The 22,044-nt window shown below is 68.5% G+C and carries 9 protein-coding genes; 2 read left to right on the top strand and 7 right to left on the bottom strand.

Annotated features, from left to right (window positions below; translation table 11 throughout):
- The first annotated feature begins 47 nt into the window (after positions 1-47).
- On the top strand, positions 48-1,205 hold the full coding sequence (locus ACLJPD_RS02735) for an epoxide hydrolase family protein (RefSeq protein ID WP_410870100.1): 1,158 nt from the start codon (positions 48-50) through the stop codon (positions 1,203-1,205).
- A gap of 80 nt (positions 1,206-1,285) precedes the next feature.
- Here ACLJPD_RS02735 and ACLJPD_RS02730 read toward each other — a convergent pair whose 3' ends face one another.
- Positions 1,286-2,839: an AMP-binding protein gene (locus ACLJPD_RS02730; protein WP_410870099.1), complete on the bottom strand. Its 1,554-nt coding sequence runs from the start codon at positions 2,837-2,839 to the stop codon at positions 1,286-1,288.
- Positions 2,833-4,125 (bottom strand): lipase family protein, encoded by a 1,293-nt coding sequence (locus ACLJPD_RS02725; protein WP_410870098.1) that lies wholly within the window; start codon positions 4,123-4,125, stop codon positions 2,833-2,835. The genes ACLJPD_RS02730 and ACLJPD_RS02725 overlap by 7 nt, the downstream gene beginning before the upstream one ends.
- Before the next feature lie 95 nt (positions 4,126-4,220).
- Here ACLJPD_RS02725 and ACLJPD_RS02720 point away from each other — a divergent pair, with 95 nt between their 5' ends.
- Positions 4,221-4,892, top strand: coding sequence for a TetR/AcrR family transcriptional regulator (locus ACLJPD_RS02720; protein WP_410870097.1), 672 nt, complete (start codon positions 4,221-4,223; stop codon positions 4,890-4,892).
- 44 nt (positions 4,893-4,936) lie between these two features.
- Here ACLJPD_RS02720 and ACLJPD_RS02715 read toward each other — a convergent pair whose 3' ends face one another.
- The 5 genes from ACLJPD_RS02715 to ACLJPD_RS02695 are packed head-to-tail and all read right to left on the bottom strand — an operon-like array spanning position 4,937 to position 21,952.
- Positions 4,937-6,031: an ABC transporter substrate-binding protein gene (locus ACLJPD_RS02715; protein WP_410870096.1), complete on the bottom strand. Its 1,095-nt coding sequence runs from the start codon at positions 6,029-6,031 to the stop codon at positions 4,937-4,939.
- A 48-nt stretch (positions 6,032-6,079) separates the two neighbouring features.
- Positions 6,080-6,868 carry an ABC transporter permease gene (locus ACLJPD_RS02710; protein WP_410870095.1) on the bottom strand — a complete coding sequence of 263 codons (789 nt, stop codon included), beginning with the start codon at positions 6,866-6,868 and terminating at the stop codon, positions 6,080-6,082.
- Positions 6,868-7,686 carry an ABC transporter permease gene (locus ACLJPD_RS02705; protein WP_410870094.1) on the bottom strand — a complete coding sequence of 273 codons (819 nt, stop codon included), beginning with the start codon at positions 7,684-7,686 and terminating at the stop codon, positions 6,868-6,870. Before ACLJPD_RS02705 ends, ACLJPD_RS02710 begins: the two co-directional genes overlap by 1 nt.
- Entirely contained in the window at positions 7,683-8,693 is a 1,011-nt protein-coding gene (locus ACLJPD_RS02700; protein ID WP_410870093.1) for an ATP-binding cassette domain-containing protein, read from the bottom strand. The genes ACLJPD_RS02705 and ACLJPD_RS02700 overlap by 4 nt, the downstream gene beginning before the upstream one ends.
- A complete protein-coding gene (locus tag ACLJPD_RS02695; RefSeq protein ID WP_410870092.1) occupies positions 8,690-21,952 on the bottom strand; it encodes an amino acid adenylation domain-containing protein in 13,263 nt (4,420 codons plus the stop codon). Before ACLJPD_RS02695 ends, ACLJPD_RS02700 begins: the two co-directional genes overlap by 4 nt.
- Positions 21,953-22,044: the final 92 nt, after the last annotated feature.

Here is a 22,044-nt window from a genome sequence, read left to right as displayed (position 1 = left end):
CGCCGTTGCGCTGTCGCCGGGCCTGCTGTAGCCATAGTGTCGTGCCGATGAGTGACGAGATCATCCCGTTCCGCCTCGAGATTCCGCAGTCCGATCTGGAACACCTGCGGTCGCGTCTGAGCGACGCCCGGTGGCCCGCCGAGCAACCCGGCGCCGAATGGAGTCGTGGTGTGCCGGTCGCGTATCTGCGTGAGCTGGCCGAATATTGGCGCACCGCTTACGACTGGCGAGCGGCGGAGGCGGAGCTGAACAAGTTCGCGCAGTTCGTCACCGAGATCGATGGCCAGCGCATCCATTTCCTGCATGTCCGTTCGGCCGAACCCGACGCCACCCCGCTGATCCTGACGCACGGCTGGCCGGGCTCGGTCGTCGAATTCCTCGATGTGATCGGCCCACTCACCGACCCCGCGGCCCACGGCGGCGATCCGGCCGACGCCTTCCACGTGGTGATCCCGTCGCTGCCCGGCTTCGGTTTTTCCGGGCCGGTCATCGAGGAGGGGTGGAACCCGGCCCGTATCGGTGCGGCGTGGGTGGAGTTGATGAGCAGGCTCGGTTACGAGAGCTACGGCGCGCAGGGCGGTGACTGGGGAGCGTTCGTCAGCCCGGAAGTGGGACGCGCGGGCGGGGACAAGGTGATCGGTGTTCACGTCAACGCGGCGACCTTCGGGTTCATCCCGTTCGGCCCGGTCTCGGAGGAGGAGAAGGCGAGCATGACCGCCGCCGAACTCATCCGGCTGGACCGCCTCGCCCACTTCACGAGCGAGGGCAGCGGCTACTTCCGGATCCAGGCGTCGCGCCCACAGACACTGGCCTACGGCCTGCACGATTCGCCGATCGGCCAGCTCGCGTGGATCGTGGAGAAGTTCAAGGAGTGGACGTTCCCGGCCGCCGACCTGCCCGAGGCCGCGGTGGATCGGGATCGGTTGCTGACCAACGTGATGTTCTATTGGCTCACCGGCACCGCGGGTTCATCGGCCGCCCTGTACTACGAGGCCACCTACACCCGGTCGCGGCACAGCACGCCGTCGACCACGCCGACCGGGGTCGCGGTCTTCGCCGAGGACGTCGCGATCCGCCGCTACGCGCAGGCAGGCGCACACATCGTGCACTGGTCGGAGTTCGACCGGGGCGGCCACTTCGCGGCGCTGGAGGTACCGGACCTGTTGGTTGCCGACATCCGTACGTTCTTCCGCGGACTGCGCTGAGTCATGGTGGCCGTAGCGAGGGGTCGCCGCAGCTTCGTCGCCGGGCGGCGCCGACCCCTCGTCGGCGCCGCCGCGTTCGCTCAGCCGAGCGCGGCCAGGCCGCGACGGTCGATCTTTCCGGTGGGGGTGCGCGGCAGTTCGTCGACGAACACCACGTCGCGTGGGGCTTTGAAACGGGCGAGGTGGGTTTTCACGTAGGTGCGGACAGTGTCGGCGTCCAACTCGGCCACGGGGACGATGAATGCGGCGAGCCGCTGGCCGAATTCCTCGTCGGGCACACCGATGACGGCCGCTTCGGTGATCGACGGATGCCGGTAGAGCAGGTCCTCGATCTCGCCGGGGAAGACGTTCTCGCCGCCGGACACGATCATGTCGTCATCGCGTCCGTCGATGAAAAGCCTGCCGCCGGAATCGAAGTGACCGAGATCGCCGGTGCTCATCAAACCGCCGCGCAGCTGCTTGGACCCGCCGCCGGAATAGCCGTCGAAGGCGATGGTGTTGCCCACGTAGACGGTGCCCACCGCGCCGGGCTCGGTGATCCGGGTGCCGTCGTTGTCGTAGAGCGCGACGGTGATCCCGACCGGCGCTCTACCGACGGTGCCCGGTGCGGCGATCCAGTCCTGCGGGGTGGCGATGGTGGCTGTGCCGGTTTCGGTGCAGCCGTAGAAGTTGTAGATCACGGGACCGAAGGTGCGGATCGCCCTCGTGCCCAACGATGAGGGCAGCGCCGCCCCGGCGGTGAACACGATCCGCAGGGAGCTGGTGTCGTTGGCGGACAACAACTTCGGGTCGAGATCGAGAACGCGACGCAGCATGGTCGGCATCAGCACGACCATATCGGCGCGATGTTCGGCGATCTGTGCGAGCGCGCGGGCCGCGTCGAACCGCCCGTGCAGCACGATCGTCGAGCCCAGATTCAGCGAGAGGATGAACTGGGACAGCGCGGTGCCGTGGAACAGCGGTGCGCACAGCAGTACCGTCTGCCCGCGTCGCAGGGGCACTCGGTCCACGAATTGCGCGGCAGCCAAGGGTGATTCGACTCGCCGCGGAGCGCCCTTGGGGGTTCCGGTGGTGCCGCCGGTGAGCAGGACGAAACCACCCTGCTGTGCGGGCGTGCCTATCGGTGCGGCCGTGGAGCGAATCTCGTTGTCCAGCAGACTGATCCGCTCGGGAAGGCCCTCGGCCATCGCGGCGAAGGCCGGGTCGAGAACCAGTGCGCCGACTCCCTCACGGTCGAGCACGTCACGCAGCTGTGCCGCGCCGAACCCGGTATTGAGCAACACCAGGCGAGCGCCGAGTTTCGCTGTGGCAGCCATCGATTCGACGAGCCGAACCCCGTCGGGGCAGAGCACGCCGATCGTGTCGCCCGCGCCGAGGCCCTCGGCGTGCCAGGTGGCGGCGAGCGCGTCGGTGCGCCGGTCGAGCTCTCGATAGCTGATCCGCTCGTCACCACAGATCAGCGCGACTCGCTCGGGTGTGCGCCGCGCCGAGGATCGGATCCCACCGGCGATCGGACCGAACGCGCGCATGGTGCGGGCGGTGCGCATGATCTGCGCGGGGTGTCGTGGATCGATGATCCCGGCCCGGGCCAGGGCGCGGACCTGGCGTAGCGAGGTGGCGGCGGCGCTCAACATACCCGCGGCCCCGGATCGGCGCCCGCGGCCACCGCGAGCAACCAGGCGACGGTGCCGAGTTCGGGAACGATCTCGGCACTGATGTGCTCGGAGAACGGCACCCGGATCATCCGCATGTCCACCCCGCGCGCGCAGTAGTCGGCGGCGATCGTGTCGATCGCCAGTTCGGCGGGCAGCAGTTGGTCGGTGGTCGAATGCCACATCAGCAACGGCATATCGGGGGTGTTCTCCGGCTTGCCGAAACTCGCGGCGGACAGGGCGGGTAGCGCGGCGGCCAGTGCGGCCGCGGGGTCGGTCAGGTACTCCGTCATCGGGCGAAGCAGGGTGGTCGCCACCGAGGTGTAGAGGCAGCGTTCCCGCAGATCATCGACCACGCGGTGGCCTTCCGGAGTCAGGTATTGCCGCAGTTGGGCGTCGAACTCGGGGTACTCGCGGGCCAGTCCGAGGACGGCCAACCAGCCGGTGAAGTTGGCCTGCGGCTGCTGTCCCGAGATCGCGAACGGTGCGATCGCGACCTTGTCGCCCGGGATGCCGCCCTGCACACTGGCCTTGATCTCGAGTTCGGGAGCGTAGTGGCGGCGCTGCTCGGCAGCCGATGCGGAGGCGTTGCCGCCACCGGAATAGCCCCACAGGCCCACCGGTGCGGCCTCGAGCCCGAGCCCGCCGCGCTTGGCCGCGCGGATGCCGTCAAGGACCATCCGGCCCTCGCTGGGCGACATGATCGTGTTCTCTTTGCCGTCGAAATCGGTGACCACCACCGCCGCGCCCGCCGCGAGGAACTGGCCCATGATTGCCACTTCCTTCTGGATTCCCGCGCGCAGGGTGTAGGACGGATTGCACTGCTGGCCGAGGCTGTCGATCGCCTCCTGATACGAAATCAGCGGGCGCGCACCGGGACCAAGCCACGGGATGCCCGGCACCAGCACGGTGGTCGCGGTGGCGATCGGGTTGTCGTGGACGTCGGAGCTGCGCAGCAGCAGTTGTGTGGTGTGTACGGGGGCGGGAATTCCGAGGACGTGGGTCTGCACGACCCGGCTGCGGATGACATCGCCGTTGGCGTAGCCGGCCAGATCGGCCGGGTCGGCGTACCAGGGGTCGTGCTGCGGGGTGGGAATCGGCACGACCGCCGGATACACCTGCGCCTCGTTCGGCAGGGGCGGCAGTTCGAAGTCCTGCGCGCCCGCCGGGCCCGCTGCTACCAGCGCCGTCATCGCGAGCAGGGGCAGGGCTCGGGCGCCGAGCCGTTGGAGCCGGGGCGACCGGCAGGTGGCCGTGCTGCGCTGCATGGCATCTCCTTCACTAGGTGATGCTGATTACAGCATGATGCCTTGTTGAGAACAAGAGTTCTTGTTTATATTCGGCAATCTGTAGGCTGAGCTGCGTGACGTCGACCGACAAGAGCCAAGCCCGCTCCCGGCGCATCCAGGGCCTGGACGCCGAACAACGCCGCGCGCGCAGACGTGAACAGATCCTGGCCGCCGCCTTCGACCTGATCGCCGCCGACGGCTACGTCAACACCGCGATCGAGCAGATCTGCCAGACCGCCTTCGTCGGCAACAAGGCCTTCTACGAACTTTTCGACAGCAAAGAAGACTGCTACCTGGCGCTGCTGCAGCAGCAGACCGAACGCGCCCAGGACATGGTCGCCGCCGCGCTGGCCGAATCCACCGGCGACCGCGACGCCGCGGTCGCTGCCGTCCTCGGCGCCTTCGCCCACTCGATGGTCGACGACCCACGCGTGGCGAAGGTGACTTTCGGTGAGGCCAGCGGCATTTCGGCGAAGGTCGAACAGCAGCGCCGCACCAACCGACGCTGGGCCGCGCATTTCCTCGAAACCCTGTGGCGCGAATATGAATTCGTGCCCCCCGCGGGCATCGGCATCGACCTACCCGCACTAGCCGTCTCCGCGATCGGCGGCCTGTTCGAAACCGTCGCCGACTGGCTCCACACCGAGGCCGGCGCGACGGGCGAAGTCGACGTCCTGATCAGAGATCTCACGGCTTTCATCAAGATCGTGCACCTGGGCTTGGCCGCCGCCGCTTCGGAGCGCTGACCCTGATTCGATCCGACAATGTGTCGCCGAACGGCGGCCGGTAGTCAGTCGGTGACGTAGCCGTTGAGGCTGTTGCGCAGGTCGGTGAGGACTGCGCGGGCGGCGGTGAGACCTGTTGTGTGCCAGATCTTGTCGTCGACCGCGAAGACCCGCTTGTCGGACGCGGCGCCGAGTCCTTCGAACTGCTCGGATCGCAGGACCTGTTTGCCGTGTTCCTCGCCGTCGGGGCCGTCGAACATCACGTAGATGACGTCGCCTTCGGCTTTGGTGGCGAGGTCGGCTTCGGTGAGGTCGAAGGAGGGGCCGCGCTGGGCGGTCGGGCGCTGGACGCCGACGTCGGAAAGGACTTTGGCCGCGAAGGTTTCGGAGCCCTGAACCTGGGTGGTGTCGGCGGTGAAGCGCAGCACCGAGGCCTGCGACTGGCTCGCGTTCAGCGCAGGGCCGAGATCGTGCGCTTCGGTGAGGTAGTTCTGCAGGGCGGTGTCGGCGGCGTCGTCGCGGTTCATGCCCGCGGAGTAGGCGGCGAAATCGGATTGCCAGCTGCCACCCGCGCCGATCAGCACCGTGGGGGCGATCTTGCTCAGTGCGTCGTATCCGCCGGCGGCCGGGGCGAGGTCGCCGAGGATCAGGTCGGGCTTCAGCTCGGCGATCCGGGCGGGGTCGGGCTGACCGATCGGGCCGACGCTCGGCACCTTCACCACGCCGTAGCCGAGGTACATCGGCTGCGAACGATCACCGTCGAGGGTGACCGCGCCCGCGACCCGCTCCCACAGGCCGACCGCGCAGGCCGCGTCCAGTGCGGAGGTGGTGAGGACGACGATGCGTTGCGGGTCGGCGGGAACCTGCGAGACCCCGGCGGTGTGGGTGACCGTGCGGGTCGCGCCCGAACCCGCGTCGGGCGCGCTCGGGGCAGGGCACGCGGTCGCGGTGTCGCGATCGGCGCCGACCACACCCGCACCCGCGATGTTCGTGGTGGTGCGGATGATCGTGCTCGCGTCATCGTGTTTCTCCGCGCACCCCGCGGTGAGCACGGCGGCGCACAGCAACGCGGCGGCTACGACGAAGCCGCGCGAGCGGACGCGCCCGCCCGGCTCGGCGGTGCGACGGAATCGGGTGCGGTTTCGGGCGCTCGCCAGCATGCGCACGAGGGTACTGCGTGGCCACCGGTAGGAGTGTCGCGGGCCGAGCTACCGGCGGCTCGCGCGCCGGAAGCCGATGGCCGCGGGCACGGCGAACAACAGGAGGGCGGCGCCGGACCAGGCCAGGGTGAGCAGCAGGGGCCGGGCGATGGGACCCTGATCGGATAGGCCGCGCATGGCGTCGACGGCGACCGACATCGGCTGGTTGGCGACCACTGGCTGAATCCAGGTCGGGAAGGCGACGAGCGGTACGAATCCGGTGCTGAAGAACATCATCAGCGAGGCGAGGATCGTGATTCCCTCGACCAGCGAGGCCTTCGCGGAATAGACGGCCACGGCGGTGACCATGGTGGCGAAGGCGAGTCCGAACACCACGGGGATCGCCAGGAATACCAAGGCGGCCAGTGGGCCGTGGTGGAAACGGAAGCCGAGCAGGTAGCCGACGATCAGCACCGCCACGGTGCCGAGCAGGATGCGGCAGCCCTCGGCGAGGATGCGCGAGATCAGGCCGGAGGCACGATGCACGGGCAGCACCCAGAATTTGGCCAGCAGGCCGGCGTCGCGTTCCCGGCCGAGTAGCACGCCACTGGCGACGGCGCCGGACAGCGCGCCGACGAGGGCGACCATCGGCACCGAGCCGTAGAGGGCATCGTCGCCGGTGAACTTCTGGATCTGGCCGCCCACCACGATGTCGAGCATCACCAGCAGCAGACACGGGATGAGCAGGGTCTCCAGCAGCGTGACCGGGTTGCGTGCCCAGCGCACCAGCAGCCGTTCGGTCTGGATCAGCGTGTGCCGCAGCAGCGACGCCGCTGAGGTCTCGAGTTGTTCTGCCATCAGGCCCTCCTGGAACTCAGCCGGATGGCCACCGGCGTGCAGATCGCCACCATCGCGGCAAGCCAGAGCAGCGACGGGGTCACCAGCGACCAGGTCACCGTCCCGGCGTTGCCTTTGGTGTCACCGGCCAGCGCGCGCAACACGATCGCGAACTGGGAGACCGGTTGATTGCGGACAAACCACTGGATCCACTCCGGGAACTGGCTGGCCGGGGCGAGACCGGTCGAGAGCATGCCGAAAATCAACGGGGGTAGTAGCAGTGCCTGCGAGGTGGCTTCGGGGCTCTTGGACAGCGTGCCGATCACATCCGCGCCGAGGGTGAACGCGAGTCCGATGAGGATCGAGAACGCCAGATATCCGAGAGTGTGCGCGGCGTCGAGCCGGAACCGGAAACCGATCACATAGCCCGCGGCGATCCCCGCGGCCAACGAGATGAGCAGCCGGAACAGGTTGGCCGACATCCGCGCCGCGACCGGAACCAGCGGGCGCAGCGGCATCGCGCCGAAGCGGCGGTTGAGGCCGGCCACGGAATCGGTGGCCGAACGGAACGCCGCCGAGATGGCGGTGAACGCGGCGGCCTGCAGGATCACCAGCGGCATCATGTACTGGGCGTAGCTGCTGAAACCGTTGCCGGAGAACGTCATCACGGTTTTCAGCGGAATGTAGAAGCTGGCCGTGAAGGCCGCGGGTGCGAGTACCGAGGCGAGGAACTCGCCGGATTTGATCGAGGGCACGATCAGCCGGGTGCTCAGGACCCACCACTGCTGCACCGTCTGCGGTGTCGCGCGCGCGGAGGTGTTCCAGGTGGCGGCGGTCATGCCGTGGCCTTCGATTCGTCCTCGTTCGAGGCCAGGTGGCCGGTGAGCTGCAGGAACACATCGTCGAGCGAGGGCCTGCGCAGGGCGATGTCGACGAGTTCGACCGCGGCGTTGTCGAGTCGGCGCAGTGCCTCGGCGAGCGTTTTGGCGCCGTCGGGCGCGGGGATGGTGATGCGGTCCGATTCGGGAGTGAGCGCGACCAGGTTCTCCGCGGGAAGCAGCGAGCCGAGCGCGGCGACGATGGTCGGCAGCCCTTCCAGATCCAGCGGCACGATCTCGCAGTAGCTGCCGCCGGTGCGATGTTTCAGCTCGTCGGCGGTGCCGGAGGCGATCACCACGCCGTGGTCGATCACGATGATCTGGTCACTGAGCGCGTCGGCTTCCTCCAGGTACTGGGTGGTGAGCAGGGTCGTGATGCCCGCGGTCTTGAAGCTGCGCACCAGGTCCCAGACGCCCTGCCTGCTGCGGGGGTCGAGGCCGGTGGTCGGCTCGTCGAGGAACACGACATCGGGTCGCACCACCAGCCCGCAGGCGATGTCGATGCGGCGCCGCATACCGCCCGAGTAGGTGCCGACGCGCCGGTTCGCCGCCTTCTCCAGATCGAATTCGCCGAGCAGTTCGCGGGCCCTGGCCTGCGCCGCCGGTCTGCGCAGGCCCATCAGTCTGCCGAACATGACGAGGTTCTCGTAGCCGCTGAGCATGTCGTCGAGCGCGGCGTATTGGCCGGTCAGCATGATGCGTTTGCGGACGGCGGCCGGGTCGGCGACGACATCGTGCCCGGCGACCACGGCGGTGCCGCTGTCGGGGGTGACGAGCGTGGACAGGATGTTCACCATGGTCGTCTTGCCCGCGCCGTTGGGGCCGAGGATTCCGAGCACCTCGCCGGGGGCGGCCACGAAATCGACACCGCGCAGGGCGTGCACGTCGCCGAAGGACTTCTCGATCCCTTCGACCACGACACCGCCGGTGCGCGGGTTGCTCTGCACGAGAGTGTGTTCGACGCTCATATCCGGTCTCCTGCTTCCAAGTGGTCATCGAGCAACGGCGAGATCACCGACAGTGCATAGGGATTGGTCAGGTCGTCGTGGGTCACGTCGACGTCGTGGTTGGTGATGGTGCCGGTGACATAGGGCCGCCAACCGTCGGGTCCCATCCATTCGGCGGGATCCACGGTGGCGCTGAAATAGACGATGTCGCCGTGGTAGATCGGGCGCTGATAGCCGGTCCGCGTGCCGGCGGAGGCGTTGTAGGAGCCCGCCATTCGTGCGATGGTGGCGGCGTCGATGAGTTCTACGCCGCCGAGTCGGGCGGTGATGAGCTCGGCCGCTTGTTCGGCGGACGATTCGGCGGGGACGTCGTCGATGCCGAAGATGGCGCCGAAGGTGTTGATGAAGGCGCCCGGCGAGAGGCGTTCGATGGTGTCGCCGTCGATGTCGGCGGTGTCGGTGTCAAGGAGCGCGACGACGCCGACCTGCTCGCCTTCGGCTTGCAGTTCCACCGCCATGGCCTGGACGATGAGTCCGCCGAAGGACCAGCCGAGCAGGTGATAGGGGCCGCTCGGCTGCACTGCGCGGATCTCGCGCACGTAGCGCTGGGCGAATTCCTCGATAGAGCGCGCGGAGGGTTCGCGGCCGCTGAGGTCGGGTGCCTGTAGTCCGTAGATCGGGCGGCCGGGCCGTAGTTGTTCGGCGAAACCCAGGTAGCTCCAGGACATTCCGGAGGAGGAGTGGACGCAGAAGAGGGCGGGTCGGTCGCCGTCGGGGCGAATCGGCAGCAGCACATCGAGACCCAGACCGGTCGGTCCTGGTTGCGTGGACGCTGTCATGGCGGCGGCTTCGTCGGCCGAAGCAGTCTGGGCCGCAGGGGTTTCGGCGAATCGTGCTGCCGTGTCGAGTGCCTCGACCCACAGCTGCGCGAGTTCGGCGACATCTTCACGCGCCAGAAGCTCTGCCGCGTAACCGAAATCGGCCTGAAGGCGGTTGCCGACGACCATGGCGTTGATGTCGATGGCGGACATGATCGGCACGGTCGGATGCTCGGCCGCCGCGAGATCGCCGAGCGCGTCGGTGGGTAGCCAGCCGAGGCCTTCGAGGCCGGTGGGTGTGTCGACCGAGGTGTGTCGACCGAGGTAGTTCACGCAGATCTGGCCGGGCAGGCGGCTCGGGAGCTGTTCTGCTGCTGCAGGATTCAGGTAGCGCAGCAGGCCGAATCCGATGCCTTTGTCCGGGACGGCGAGCAGGTCGTGCTTGACCTTGCGGATGGCCGCGCCCATGGCCGGTCCACCCGCCAGCGCGTCCGAGATATCGACGTCGGCGAGATCGAGCCGCACCGGGTACAGGTTCGTGAACCAGCCGACGGTCCGGGACAGATCGGCGCCCGGCACCACTTCCTCCTGTCTGCCATGGCCTTCCAGACGCAGCAGCGCCGAGGGCTCGTCCACGCCTCTGCGCGCACGCCAGCGCACCAATGCCAGGGCCAGGGTGGCGAACAGCGCGTCGGTGACGCTGCCATGGAACAGACGGGGCAGGGTGGTGAGCAGGGCGGTCGTGGTGCTCTCGTCGACCTCGATGTCGAGGCGCCGGACCGTCTGCGCCTGATCTGTGGCGGGATCGAGGTGGCGGGAACCGAGCAGCGGGTCGGGGCCGTTCACCACCTGTTGCCAGTACGGGAGTTCGGCCAGGCGTCGTTCGGAGTGGGCCTGCTCGGTCAGGGCATGCGACCAGCGCCGCATCGAGGTGCCGATCTCGGGCAGGATCGGGGTGGCGCCTGCCGACACCTGGGCCCAGGCGGCGATCAAGTCCTGCACCAGGATTCGCCACGACACGCTGTCGATCGCGAGGTGGTGGGCGACGATGATCAGGCGTCCGGGTTGGGTGTGCGAGCCTGCGTTGCCGACCGGATCCAGCCACACGAACTGCAGGACGACGCCGTCGGCCGGGTGCAGGCGGTTCATCGCGGAGTCGAGTTCGGTCTGGGCGTATTCGCGCAGGTCGATCGAGTCGGTGGGGTCGAAGGCTGTGCGGTGGACGAGTGCGTCGACGTCGATCGAGCCGGGGTCGGCCACGCGCAGCCGCCAGTCGTTCTCGGCTGCCCACAGCCGGGCTCGCAGCATGTCGTGTCGGTCGATCGCGGCGGTGAGTGTGGTGACGAGTCGCGCGCGGTCGATGCCGACGGGCAGTTCCAACACGGCGGTTTGGGCGAACCGGTCGAAATCGCCGCCGCGTTCGATCATGTACCGGACGATCGGGGTCAGTGGGAGGTCGCCGTTGCCGCCGCCGGGCAGTTCCGCGAGTGCCACGAACGTCTCGGCGGCATCCACGGCCGCGCCGAGTGCCGCCACCGTGCGGTGTTCGAAAACCTGCAGCGGTGTGCAGTGCACGCCGCGCAGCTTCGCCTGGGTGACGAGCTGGATGGCGAGGATGCTGTCGCCACCGAGGGCGAAGAACGAGTCGTCGACGCCGACCTGTGCGCGGCCGAGCAGTTCTGCGTAGACCTCGGCGAGCACCTGTTCGGTCGGTGTCTGCGGTGCGCGGTAGGGGGTGTCGTCGGTGACGAACACCGGCTCCGGCAGCGCTTTTCGGTCGAGCTTGCCGACTGCGTTGATGGGGATCTCGTCCAGCACGATGAACGCGGCGGGGACCATGTAGGCGGGCAGGGTGTCGGCGGCGAGGGCGCGGATGTGGGCGACATCGAGGTCTGTGCCGGGCAGACGCACCAGGTACGCGGCCAGCGCGGTGGACCCGGTGGGGCCCGGAACACCCAGTGTCACTGCGAGATCGACGCCGTCGATGGCGCTGAGAACCGCGTCGATCTCGCCCAGTTCGATGCGCTGGCCGCGCACCTTGACTTGGAAGTCGGTGCGGCCGAGATATTCCAGTGCCAATCCGGTAGGTGGACCGGCGAGATTGTCGGATCGAGCGGAGGTGTAGGTACGATTCCACCGCACCAGATCGCCCGTGCGATACAGGCATTCACCGGGACGCCCGAATGGGTTGGCGACGAATCTGGCCGCCGTCAGGGCTGGCCGGGCGTGGTACCCCCGTGCGAGGGCGGTGCCTGCGAGGTACAGCTCACCCGCGACACCGACCGGCACGGGGCGGAGCCGGTCGTCGAGGACGAGCGCCGCGGCACCGCGAACAGGGGCGCCGATGGTGACCGGTTCCGTGGCAGACAGCGGCTCGGAACCCGTTGCCCAGATGGTGTATTCGGTCGGTCCGTACAGGTTGATCATTGTCCGAGCACCGGCACCGCCGCACCAGCGCGCGACCAGATCGGGGCCCACCGCCTCGCCCGCGACCGCGAGCACCCGCAGGCTCGATACCTCGGCGGAATCGATGGTGGCAAGTGCCGACGGCGTGATCACCATGTGGGTAACCCCTTCGGCGGCGATCAGTTCCGCCAGCGGTGCGCCGCCGAAGATATCCGGCGGGGCTATCACCGAGGCGCCGCCGCAGCCGAAGGCCATGAGTGCCTCGAAGATCGACGCGTCGAAACTCGGGGAGGCCACCTGCATCACTCGGGCGTGTTCGTCGAGAGTGAGGTCGGTGCGCTGGGAGGCGACCAGGTCGGCCAGGCCGCGGTGGGTGACGGTGACGCCCTTCGGGGTACCGGTGGAGCCGGAGGTGTAGATCATCCAGGCCGGGTTCTCCACCCTGATCGGGACCGGGAGCTCCTCGGTGGTGAGGTCGGCGTCGTCGGTGGCGTCGAGGCGGGTGGCGAAGTCTGCGTCGTCGAGGATCAGCCAGCGCGTGGTGTCGGAGAGTTTCGGCAGATACTCGGCGAGCGTGATCCCGACCTGGGCGCCGGAATCGGTGAGCATGTGGTCGATGCGGTCCGCCGGATGTTTCGGGTCGACCGGCAGGAACGCCGCGCCGACTTTCGCCGCCGCCCAGATACCGGTGTGGAGTTCGGCACAGCGTGGGAGACCAAGGGCAACAACGGTTTCCGTGTGTGCACCCGCCTCGATCAGCAGCCTGGCCAACTGGTTCGACCGGGCGTTCAGAGCGCGGTAGTCGATCGTGGTCTCGCAGACCAGGGCGGGTCGGTCGGGGAAGGTTGTCGCAGTGGTGGTGAGCAGTTCGGCCAAGGTGGTCGTTGCGGCGGTGGCGGGGCCGTGCACCGGAATCAGTTCCGCGCGTTCGGATTCGGCGAGGATGTCGATATCGGCGAGGCGGATGTCGATGTCGGTGAGGACGGTGGTGAGCACCTGCCGCCATCGGGTCGCGAACGCGGTGACCGTGGTCGCGTCGAACAGATCCGTGGCATAGGTCAGGACGCCTTCGATGCCAGCGGGTCCTGTTTCGCCGAACCGCTCGCGCAGGTCGAGGGTGAGGTCGAAGGCCGAGGAACGGCGGTCGAAGTCCTCGACTTCGAAGCGCAGGCCGGGCAGTTCGAGCACCGGTTCGATGAAGTTCTGTAGCGACAGCGACACCTGGAACAGCGGGTGGTGGGCGGTCGATCGGGTCGGGTCGAGTGCGGTGACGAGCTGCTCGAACGGCACGTCGGCGTGACCGAAGGCGTCGAGATCGGCGGTGCGGACGGTGGCGAGTAGTTGTCGGAATCCGGTGCCGGGGTCGACGGGCGTGCGCAGGGCAAGGGTGTTGACGAACATGCCGACCAAGTCGTCCAGCGCGGCCTCGCCGCGCCCCGCGATCGGTGTGCCGATGACGATGTCACCGGTGCCGCCGAGTCGAGCCAGTAGTACGGCGAGGGCGGCGTGCACCACCATGAAGACGCTGACGTTGTGCGCGGCGGCGAATTCGACCAGCGCGCGGTGTGTTTGCTCGTCGATGGCGAAGTCGACGTCGTCGCTGCGCATCGTCTGTACCGCCGGCCGGGGGCGGTCGGTGGGTAGCTCCAGCGCATCCGGTGCACCCGCGAGGGTCTCGCTCCAATAGCGGATCTGCCGCGCTGCGACAGAATCCGACCCGCTGCCGAGCAGCTCGCGATGCCACAGCGCGAAGTCCGCGTACTGCACCGCGAGCGGGGGTTGAGTGGATGTGCCGCCCGATACCCGTGCCGAGTACGCGGCCACCAGGTCGGCCGCCAGCGGCGCCATCGACGCCCCGTCCGCGCTGATGTGATGGACCACGAGAACGACAACATGCACTGGCGCGATGCCGACACGGCTGTCGAGGCGGAACAGGCCGACGCGCAGTGGTGCCTGCCGGGTGAGGTCGAAACCGGTTCCGGCCAGTTCGTTGATTCGATCACGCAGGGGCGCACCGTCTTCGGTGTCGATCAGTGGCATGGCGGGGGTGGCGGTATCGATGCCGACGATGACCTGGCGTGGGCCTTCGGCGTCGGCGGGGTAGCGGGTGCGCAGGCTTTCCTGGCGTTCGACCACGTCGGCGAGCGCTCGGCGCATGGCCTCCACATCCAGGTCTCCGGTGAGGCGAAGGGCGATCGCGATGTTGTAGGCCGACGAGTCCGGGTCGAGTTGGTTGAGTACCCACATGCGCTGCTGGGCGGGGGACAGGGGGATGCGGTCGGGGCGCAGGCGTGGGGCCAACGCGGGTCGGCCCGGACTGCCCTCGGCGGCGGGAACGACCCGGGACGACAGTTGGGCCACGCTCGGTGCGTCGAACAGGTCGCGTAGGGCGATGGTGGAGCCGAGCGCCGAATTGACCCGCGCCACAACTTTTGTCGCGCTCAGCGAGTTGCCGCCGAGTTCGAAGAAGGACTGGTCGACGCTGACCCGTTCGCTGCCGAGTACGTCGGCGAACACCGCGGCGACGGCCTGTTCGATCGGCGTGCGTGGTGCGAGATAGGACTGCTGGGCGGCCGAGAAGTCCGGTATCGGCAGGGCCTTGCGATCCAGTTTGCCGACGGGTGTGAGCGGGATGTCTTCCAGCACAACGATATAGGCGGGCACCATGTAACCGGGCAGTTCCGCCGCGACCTGTGCGCGCAGTCGTTCGGTATCGAGTTCGATGCCCGGTACGGAAACCACGTAGGACACGAGCACAGTGGCACCCGCCGGTCCCTCGCGTCCGATCGTCACCGCGTAGTCGACCTCATCGGCGCGCGAGAGCACCGCGTCGATCTCGCCGAGTTCGATCCGCAGGCCACGGATCTTGACCTGGAAGTCGCTGCGGCCCAGGTATTCCAGGGTGGGTTCGTCACCCGCGACCCAGCGCACCATGTCACCGGTCCGGTACATCCGCTCTCCGGCGGCGCCGAAGGGGTTGGCGACGAACCGGCTCGCGGTCATCTCGAACCGGTTGAAGTAGCCGCGTGCCAGTGCGGGCCCGGCCAGATACAGTTCGCCCGCGATGCCGGTCGGCACCGGCCGCAACCAGCTGTCCAGCACCACCAGCGCCGCACCGCGAATCGGTCCGCCGATGGTCACCGGCTCGCCCGCGACCAGTTCGGCGGGTCCGCTCGCCCAGATGCTGAACTCGGTGGGGCCGTACAGATTCACCATCCGCCTACCCACGGCCCATTTCTCGATGAGCTCGGGGGTGGCCGCCTCACCGGCCACCGACAGCACCCGCAGATCGGTGAGATCGGTGGGTTCCATCGTCGCCAGCGCCGACGGGGTGATCACCGCATGGGTGACCCGTTCGGTGCGCAGCAGCGTCTCGAGTTCGCTGCCGCCGTACACCTCCGGCGGCGACACGACCAGGCGTCCACCCGCGGCGTGCGCGGTCAGCATCTCGAAGACGGAGGCGTCGAAGCTGGGGGAGGCGACTTGCAGTGCGCTGGCGGTCGGGTCGAGCGCCAGCGTTTCACGCTGGGCGGCGACGAGATTGGCGATGCCGCGATGGCTGAGCAGAACCGCTTTCGGCTTGCCGGTGGAACCGGAGGTGTAGATCAGGTACGCGGTGTGGTCGATATTGATCAGGCCGCCGCGTTCGGCGTCGGTGATCGGCGCGTCCGATACGAGCATCGCGCGGCGCATGGTGTTCAGGTCGTCGAGCAGCAGCCAGTCGATGGACCCGGGCAGGTCCTCGCCGGTGGCGGTCACGGTGACACCGATCGGGGCTTTCGAATCGGTGAGCATGTGCTCGATCCGGTCCACCGGGTAGCTCGGATCCAGCGGGACGAAGGCCGCCCCGGTCTTGGCCAGCGCCCATACGGCGACCACCGATTCCAGCGACCGGGTCAGCGCGAGCACGACGAACACCTCGGGGCCGATCCCGCGACGGAGCAGGACCCGGGCGTATCGATTCGACCAGGCGTCGAGATCGCCATAACTCATCCGCAGCTCGCCCGCGCTGACCGCGATCGCGTCGGGATCGATGCGCGCGCCTGCGGTGAGGATGTCGGGCAGTGTGCGCATGGGCAACGACGGCGGACCGTGCACCGGTGCGAGTGTGGCGAATTCAGCTTCGCTACAGCTCTGTAGTTGCGACACCAGGACGTGCGGATTCTCGGCGAGTTGCGAAAGGAGCCGGACAAACCTGTCCAGGAGTGACTGTGCCGCAGTGGATTCCAGCTGGTCGGCCATGAATTTCACGGTGATGCGCAGGGCATCGCCCGCACCGGCCTCGCCGCGCAGCGGAATCACCATGAGGTTCAACGGATATGGTGTCGCGTCGGTGCCTTCGACGTCGAGCACCCGCATGCCCGCGATGTCCAAGGCCTGCGACAATGCCTCGCGATCGATGGGGTAGGACTCGAAAACGGTGAGCGTGTCGAACAATTCGGCCAGCCCGACAACGCGGTGAATGGCGGCGAGGCCGACGTGCTGGTGGTCCATGAGCCGCACCTGTTCGGCCTGCACCCGGGCCAGCAGGTCGCGAACCTGCTCCGACGGATCCAGCGTCACCCGCACCGGGACGGTGTTGATGAAGAGCCCGACCATCTCCTCGACACCGGGCAGTTCCGGCGGCCGACCCGACACCGTGGCGCCGAACACCACATCGGTGCGGCCGGTGAGCATGGCCAGCAGCATCGACCAACCCGCCTGGACCAGGGTGTTCACGGTCGCGCCCGCGTCTCGGGCGGCGGACTCGAGTACCGCGACCGTGGCGGCGGACAGATCCCGCGAGAGCATCGCGGTCTCGGTCGACTCGATCCCGGCGAGCGTGGGGACAGCGCGAGTCGGGGTATCGATTCCGGCCATGGCCTGCTTCCATGCCGCGAGCGATGCCTCGGTGTCCTGCTCCTCGAGCCAGGACAGGAATTCGCGGTAGGACCGGGCGGGCGGCAGGATCGACGCGTCGCCCGCGGTGACGTACAGGGCCAGCAGTTCCCGAACCAGCAGCGGTGTCGACCAACCGTCCAGCACCAGATGGTGATTGGTCATGACGAGCCGGAAGGTCTCCTCGGCGGTCCTGATCAGGGTGAAGCGCAGGAGCGGGGGGCGGGTCAGGTCGAAACGGGTCAATGCGTCGAGCTCGATCACCCGGTCGAGTTCCTCGGCGCGCTGTTCGTCGTCGATCGCGGTGAGATCCACTTCGTGCCACCGGATCTCGGCCGCGGAAAGGACCAGTTGGCGTGGGCCGTCATCGGTTTCGACGAAAGCGACGCGCAGGTTCTCGTGCCGATCGATCAGCGCCTGCGCCGCGCCGCGTAGGCGGGCGGCATCGACGGTGCCCGCCAGGGTGAGCAGCGATTGGACCGTGTAACCGTCGGCGGTGTCGGAGTCGTAGAGCGCGTGGAAGAGCAGGCCGTACTGCAGTGGCGAGAGCGGCCAGACGTCGGTGAGCTTCGGGTAGGCGTGCTCCCAGCGTTCGATCTGGGGTTGATCGAGGGCGACGAGGGCGAAATCAGAAGGGGTGCGGCCACCCGCGTCGCCGGTTCCGGCATGGTTGACCAGCGCGTACAGGGCCTGCGCCCACAGGTCGGCGAACTCGCGCACGTCGGCCTCGTCGAGCAGCCTGCTCGCGTAGGCCCAGGTGACCTCCAGTCCGGCATCGGTCAGCACCGCGTTGATGTCGACGACGGCCGCCAGTGGGGCCCGGTCGTCGTTGGTCGCGGCGAAGCGTCGCGGTACCCATTGCCCGTCACCGGTCACCGCCCTGCCGAGATAGTTGAAGCTCAGCTGCGGTGTGGGTGCGTCGGCCAGCGCCGCGGCGGTCTCGTCGTTCAGATAGCGGAGCAGGCCGAAGCCGACACCACGATCGGGGACCGACCGCAACTGCTCCTTGGTCGCCTTGATCGCCGAACCCGCCGCCCTGCCACCGGCGAAGGCGTCGCCGAGGTCGATGCCGGTCAGGTCGAGCGCGACCGGGTACACACTGGTGAACCAGCCGACCGTGCGCGCGACATCGGCACCGGGCAGCAGGGATTCATCGCGGCCGTGGCCTTCCAGCGTCAGCAGCGCGCCCGCGCGGTCACGCCAGCGGGACACGGCCATCGCGAGCGCGGCGAGCAGCACATCGTCCGCGCCGCAATGGAATCGCTCGGGCACCGCGTGCAGGGCGGCGTGCGCGATATCCGAGGGCACCGTCGTCTGCCACTGCGCCATGGTGGCGACCACGTCGAGGGCCGGGTCGAAGGAGTCCGGGGGTGGGTTCGCGCTGCTGGCGCTCTGATCGTCGGCCCGGGCGAACGGCGGGTCGGGGGTCGCCAGGATTCGTTGCCAGATCGGCAGTTCGTCGAGACGTGTCGTGGCGTTCTCGGCCTGGCTGTGCGCCCAGCGGCGGAAGGAGGTGCCGACGGGGTCAAGCTCGCCGCCGAACGCCGCGGCAGCCAAGTCCGGCAACAGGATTCGCCATGAGACACCGTCGGTGACCAGGTGGTGCAACACCAGCCAACACAGCGGGGTGGCGTCGGCACGTTCGACAAGGACGAACCGGGCCACCGCACCCGCGGCGGGATCGAGCAGATCCGCGGCGTCCTGTAGCGCGCGGTCGACTGCGTTATCGGCTTCGATCGCAGTCTCGGCATCGGTCTGGACCACGGCGATCAAAGTCGCGGCGTCAACCGAACCACGGTCGGCGACAACCCATTCCCAGCCGTTGTGCGCCCGGCGCAGCGAAGAACGGAGCAGGTCGTGGTGGTCGAGCAGGACCTGGAGCGCCGCCGCGAGCCGCGGGCGATCGAAGCCGTCGGGCAGCCCGATCAGCACGGCCTGCCCATAGCGTCCCCAGGTGTCCGCGTGCTCGACCATCGCGTGCACGATCGGGGTGAGTGCCACCGGGCCGACACCACCGCCGGGCAGTTCGTCCACCACGTGGACCTCGGTGTCGTCGGCGACAGCCGCCAACGCGGCGACAGTCTTGCGTTCGAAGACATCACGGGCGCTGAACGAGATGCCCGCGGCCTTCGCGCGCGAGACCAGCTGGATGGACACGATGCTGTCGCCGCCGAGGGCGAAGAAGCTGTCGTCGACACCGACCGCGTCGAGTCCGAGCACCTCGGCGAACAGGACTGCCAGGGCTTGCTCGCGCGGCGTGGACGGCGCCCGGCTCGCCACCGCGCGGGCACCGAAATCGGGCGCGGGCAGGGCCTTCCGGTCCACCTTGCCGAGCGGTGTCAACGGTATCCGGTCGAGCACCATCACGACAGCGGGCACCATATAGGCCGGAAGTGTCTCGCCGACAGCGGCTTTCACCGCCTCGGGATGGGTGTCGGTACCCGACTCGGCGGTGACATAGGCGACGAGCGCGGTGGCGCCGGTCGGCGAATCGACGCCGAGAGTGATCGCGAAATCGATACCGGGCAGCCGCTGCAACGCGGCATCGATCTCGCCGAGTTCGATCCGATATCCGCGCACCTTCACCTGGAAATCGCTGCGGCCCTGGTATTCCAGACAGAATCGGCCCTCGGTGTCGGTCCAGCGCACCAGGTCGCCGGTGCGATACATCCGTGCGCCGGCTGCGTGCGGATTCGCGACGAACCGGCTCGCGGTCAAGCCGCAGCGCCGGTGATAACCACGCGCGACACTGGGGCCCGCGAGGTACAACTCACCTACGGTGCCCGCCGGTACCGGGCGCAGCCAGGGGTCGAGCACCAGGCCGGACACCCCGCCGACCGGGCTGCCGATCGTCACCGGGGCGCCGGGGACCAGCGGTTCGCTCAGCGTGGTGGTGACGGTGGTTTCGGTGGGCCCGTACCCGTTGATCAGCGAGCGACCGGCCCACTTCGCCACCAGTTCCGGTGGGCACGCGTCACCGCCGACCACGATCGTGCGCAGCGCGGGCAGCGTCGCCGGATCGAGCGAACCGACAACGGCCGGCGTGACATTGAGATGGGTGACGCGATGCGTGCGCAACACCTGTGCCATGTCCTCGCCCGCGTACGCCGACGGCGGCACCACCGCCAGGGTGGCGCCCGCGGCCAGGGTGACCACGATCTCCTCGACGGAGATATCGAAACTCGGCGAAACAGCGTGGGCGACAACGGAGTCGGACTCGACCCCGAATCCGGCACCCGAACTCGCGGCGAGATTGGCCAGGCCCCGATGCGAGACCAGCACGCCCTTTGGCAGTCCGGTCGACCCGGAGGTGTAGATGATGTAGGCGATCTGATCGGGGTGGATCGCGGCGGTTCTGTCGGCGTCGGTGATCGGCGCGCCATCCTGGGCGGCGAGCTTCGTGACGGTGGCTTCGTCATCGAGCGAGAGCCACTCGACCTTGTCGGGCAACGGCTTTCGCGCCTGCCCGACGGTCACACCGGTGACGACACCGCTGTCGTCGATCATGTGCTCGATCCGGTCGTCGGGATAAGTCGGATCGATCGGGACGAACGGCGCGCCGGTCTTGGCCACCGCGATGGTGGCGAGCACCGACTCCGCCGAACGTGGAACAGACAGCGCGACCGGGTGTTCGGGGCCTGCTCCCGCGGCGATCAGCAGGCGGGCCAGGCGATTGGTGTGGTCGTCGACTTCGCGATAGCTCAGTGTGTCGTCGACGCCCCACCGCAGCGCCACCGCGTCCGGGTCGATCGCGGCGCCCGCGGCGAGGATCTCGGGCAGGGTGCGCGTCGCGACGCCGACCGGACCACGCGCGGGCACCGAGACCGCCTGCTCGGCCGCCGAGATGACGGGCACCGTCGACAGCGGGGCGTCCGCCCCGGCGACGAGGAAACGATGCAGGAACCGGAGGAAGCGCTCGTGATGCCCGGCCAGCTCGGCGTCGCTGTACAGGTTCGCGTTGCCCTGCAGGTCGATGTGGGTGCTCTCGCCGCCGACGCCCGGATACAGGTTGACGAACAGATCGTCGATCAGACCGGAGGTGAGCACATGGAGCCGCCCGACGACCGGGCCGAGCGCGATCTTGGTGTCCACCATCATGAGATTCACGGCGGGCCCGAACGACGCCGCCTCGTCCATGGCCCAGCCGAGATCGCGGACGATGTCCTCCTGGCGGTACCGCTGGCGTCGCAACGCGCCGGTCAGCTCGCTCTGCACAGCGAGGATCGCGGCCCCGACCGTGGTGGTGGGCGCGAGGCTCACCCGCAACGGAACGACATTGGCGAGCATGCCGCCCGAGCGACGCAGGATTGCCGAGGTCCGTGCGGAAACCGGCAGGCTGAGGACCACTTCCTCGGCACCGGTCATCGCGGCGAGATAGGCGCCGAACGCCGCGACCACCGTCGGCGCGACACCCGAATTGACGGACGCGGCAACGGAATCCAGCAGGGCGCCGGTTTCCGGGGGCAGTGCGCCCGAGACCCGGTTCGGGTGGGCGTCGACCTCGGCGTCGCGGCCGGCGAGCGTGACCGGGTCGGCCAGTGCGGCCAGGTGCTCGCGCCAGTATTCGCGGTCGGTCGTGAAACGGTCGGAGGTGCGGTAAGCCTGATCGGCTTCGACGATCCTCTGCAACGGCTCGGCCTTGGTCGGCGGCAGCGCACGACCCTCGAAGGCGGCGTTGTAGAGCTCGCCGACGCGCTGCACCAGCGCCAGCGCGCCCATTCCGTCCAGCACGATGTGGTGCATGCGCGCGTACCAGAACCAGCGATCCTCGGCGACGCGCAGCATGGCAAGGCGGACCAATCGGTCGCGCATCACATCCAACGGCGCGGTGTACTCGGCGCGCATCCACGCGTGCGCCGCCGCTTCCGGGTCGGGGTGCTCGCGCAGATCCAGTTCGGCGATGCCGTCGTCGAGGGTCAGGTCGACGAGCTGATGGGGATCACCGTCGATATCGACCAGCCGCAGGTACCCGGTGCCGAACTCACGACCGGTCCGCTGGACCGCGGCGGTCAGCATCGGGAGGTCGACCGCGCCGGTCAGTTCGACGTACTGGGCGATGGAGATCGGAGTGTCGCCGGCGATGTGCTGGGCGAACCAGATGCCGCGCTGGGCGGCGGACAACGGAAACGGGCCTTCGGGTACGACGGCATCGGAGGTGTGCGAAGCGGGCTGGATCATCAGCTGACCTGCGTTCTCACGTCTGGAGTTGGGCGTTCACCGTTTCTCCCCGACAGTCGGGTAGCACCTGGTGGGTAGTACTCGCCGCGGCG

The sequence above is a fragment of the Nocardia sp. A7 genome (assembly GCF_046549215.1).
In the GTDB taxonomy this organism is placed as follows: domain Bacteria; phylum Actinomycetota; class Actinomycetes; order Mycobacteriales; family Mycobacteriaceae; genus Nocardia.
This window is presented reverse-complemented; position numbering and strand designations above follow the sequence as displayed.

Coding starts and splice junctions, on each gene's coding strand:
- ACLJPD_RS02735 (WP_410870100.1), top strand. CDS start 48: ATGAGTGACGAGATCATCCCGTTCCGCCTCGAGATTCCGCAGTCCGAT.
- ACLJPD_RS02730 (WP_410870099.1), bottom strand. CDS start 2,839: ATGTTGAGCGCCGCCGCCACCTCGCTACGCCAGGTCCGCGCCCTGGCC.
- ACLJPD_RS02725 (WP_410870098.1), bottom strand. CDS start 4,125: ATGCAGCGCAGCACGGCCACCTGCCGGTCGCCCCGGCTCCAACGGCTC.
- ACLJPD_RS02715 (WP_410870096.1), bottom strand. CDS start 6,031: ATGCTGGCGAGCGCCCGAAACCGCACCCGATTCCGTCGCACCGCCGAG.
- ACLJPD_RS02710 (WP_410870095.1), bottom strand. CDS start 6,868: ATGGCAGAACAACTCGAGACCTCAGCGGCGTCGCTGCTGCGGCACACG.
- ACLJPD_RS02705 (WP_410870094.1), bottom strand. CDS start 7,686: ATGACCGCCGCCACCTGGAACACCTCCGCGCGCGCGACACCGCAGACG.
- ACLJPD_RS02700 (WP_410870093.1), bottom strand. CDS start 8,693: ATGAGCGTCGAACACACTCTCGTGCAGAGCAACCCGCGCACCGGCGGT.
- ACLJPD_RS02695 (WP_410870092.1), bottom strand. CDS start 21,952: ATGATCCAGCCCGCTTCGCACACCTCCGATGCCGTCGTACCCGAAGGC.